Origin of the sequence: Paenibacillus sp. FSL R7-277 (assembly GCF_000517965.1) — a bacterium.
Taxonomy (GTDB): Bacteria; Bacillota; Bacilli; order Paenibacillales; family Paenibacillaceae; genus Paenibacillus_AQ; species Paenibacillus_AQ silagei.
The window spans coordinates 1-2,420 of sequence record NZ_ASPX01000072.1; the positions used below are offsets into that span (position 1 = coordinate 1).

Below are 2,420 nucleotides of genomic sequence, written 5' to 3' on the forward strand. Positions count from 1 at the left end.
ACGGAGAGCTGACCTATTCCCGCTCGGAGCTGGGCGGGGCTCGGTTTAGTTTTAGGAAGAAGGTTGGGGAATGAGGTGTTACAGACAGACGCATTAAAAGTAACAGCAGCAGAACAAGACTAAATAAGTCTTAGACTGCTGCTGTTGTCATTCAGCTGACCTCATACCGAATTAGACTGTTCTCGCCTATTCTACTACAGCTTTAACATACATGTTTTTCTCATATTCAATCGCAACAGCTTGTTTGGTATCGACTCCTTGAATTGACCAAATTTGAGTACCCTTCGGGTAATAGTTTGAAAAGTTATCAGTATCTTCTTTAATTTGGGCTTCATCTGTAGAATAGTTTAGAATTTCTCCAATAACTTTGTTGATATTGATTTTTTCATCAGTTGTAACCTTATACTTTTGATTGTCCCATATTACTAAAGGGTAGGGGAAGGAAGACTCAACATTTACATCTACATTGGCAGGATTGTTTTTTAAATCTCCAGCATTATTAGCATTGGAGCATGCCGTAAGGATTATTAAAAACAAGATTATTACTTTCTTCATTGATCATCACCTCTCTTTCATGACGTAACTTCTGGGGAAAATGTTTCCTTAATCAAAAATACTTTCTGAAGTCACTCAGAAAGTATTATTTACAAGATTATTTTATAACTCTTTATTAGATTTTATATTTCTAAATTGTCCTAATTCATAAATAAAAATACCATCATCTTCATTAAGCGGTATGAATGTATTTTCATTTATTTTACGTAAAAATAAAATGGCCTCCTGATTATCCTTTAAGTGAGTTGAAGACTCAGAAAAAACAGTTACTTGACCATCTGTGCCTCCCATCTGAGAGATTGTGATGATTTGCCCAGGACTATCATCTCCTTTTAGAGTATCAATAATTTCTATATTGACTTTGGTAGAGTAATTGAGGTAATCACCCTTAGTAAAGTCACTTTTTGCTTCTCCAATCACTTTTCCTTTAACTACTAGATCAGCAGCTTTTGTTAAAGCTTCTTTATCTTCATAATACACTGCCCACGAAGGATGGATATAAACTCCATCCTCTAAAGAATCATATCTAGTATCTTCAAGTTCTGATTCAGCCTCTTCAGAAGAAATAGCAAGAGCAGGATAAAGTCCATTCACAAAATCTATATCCGATGACGAAGGTGAAAGTGCTCTGGCTAAACTACCATCACTATTAAAAGTATATGGATGCATAATTGAACTGCTTTCTACAACTGATGTATGTGTTAAGCCCAGAGAATGTCCCACTTCATGGCCTGTCACTCCAGCTAATATACTGTTTGTAAACATGCTACTTGATGTATAGTAGGTATTTAAATTTAATATAGCGCTTTGAAGTATACCATTATTTACAGCCTTAGAAGTCAACCCATCCCAAGTTACAGAAGAATTAAATACGTTGACGGCATAATAAGTTGAACTGACACCTACAGAAGTTGATACTTTAAAATTTGTGTTGTTATACCATTTTGCAGCACCTGTAGCCCAAGGAGAGTTTATGCTATTACTATTAATATATAATGTGTTAAATCTACTGGGCCATTTCCCATTAGTTCCCGGAACTGCGTTCACATTACTTACTAAGAATGAAGTACTTATGAACAAAGTAATTATACCAACCAGAAAGTTTCTTTTCATTTTTATCCTCCTCAAATTAGTAAATGTGAATATATTAAATGAAGGACCACCTCCTCTTTCGATATGTTTTTTTTGGTTTTTACATAATAATCATAACTCACCAAAAAAATAAAAGGTTATTTTCTACAAAAATTGTCAATAAAAAACAATTAAGAATACTAGTACCTTGACCAAGGAAACGCGGGATTTTTTCTTTGACAGTCTGGACTTTAGTACGTGCGAAAGGGAAGCTTGTTTTACGGAACCGTTAGCGGGATGACGTCATTTTCAGGTTTGCGAAAGATGGACAAAAGTCGATGGGGCACTTCAAATTCAGGAATTACTGGACGTTCACTATCCAGACACGAAGAGGGGCTTGAGGCGATAGCCATCCAGTCAAGCGCTTAATCGATATGGTAGACAAGCTGCTCCAGCTCTCCCGGCTGGAAGCCGTTGATGAGCATTGGCCCGCCGCCACCGTTGACCTGCGGACCATGGCCGAAGAAGCCGCCATGCTGCTCATGCCCGAGGCCAACCGGCGGGACCTGAAGCTCATCGTGGAAGGCGAGAGCCTGCAAGCTACGATTCCCGGCGAGCAGCTATTCCGTATCCTGGTCAATCTGTTACAGAATGCGGTTAGACATACCACGGATCAAGTGGTCATCCGGGTGGACCCGGAGGCTCCGGGAGCGGCGTGGGCGATCCATATTGAAGATAACGGTCCGGGGCTGGCCGAGGAGGAGCGGGAAGCGGTCTTCGAGCGTTTCTATACC

The 2,420-nt window shown here is 39.4% G+C and carries 3 protein-coding genes; 1 reads left to right on the plus strand and 2 read right to left on the minus strand.

What is annotated here, in order from left to right; translation table 11 throughout:
• Window positions 1-186 precede the first annotated feature (186 nt).
• Window positions 187-555 (minus strand): hypothetical protein, encoded by a 369-nt coding sequence (locus C173_RS21670; protein ID WP_036728370.1) that lies wholly within the window; start codon window positions 553-555, stop codon window positions 187-189.
• A gap of 102 nt (window positions 556-657) precedes the next feature.
• Window positions 658-1,668 (minus strand): matrixin family metalloprotease, encoded by a 1,011-nt coding sequence (locus C173_RS34305; protein ID WP_155991607.1) that lies wholly within the window; start codon window positions 1,666-1,668, stop codon window positions 658-660.
• A gap of 392 nt (window positions 1,669-2,060) precedes the next feature.
• Between C173_RS34305 and C173_RS21680 the strand changes: the two genes are divergently transcribed.
• Window positions 2,061-2,420 (plus strand): sensor histidine kinase (locus C173_RS21680; RefSeq protein WP_036728376.1); only part of this gene is annotated, 360 nt, incomplete at its 3' end.

Excerpts from the sequence above, each read along its gene's own strand:
- C173_RS34305 (WP_155991607.1), bottom strand. The coding sequence starts at position 1,668 with ATGAAAAGAAACTTTCTGGTTGGTATAATTACTTTGTTCATAAGTACT.
- C173_RS21670 (WP_036728370.1), bottom strand. The coding sequence starts at position 555 with ATGAAGAAAGTAATAATCTTGTTTTTAATAATCCTTACGGCATGCTCC.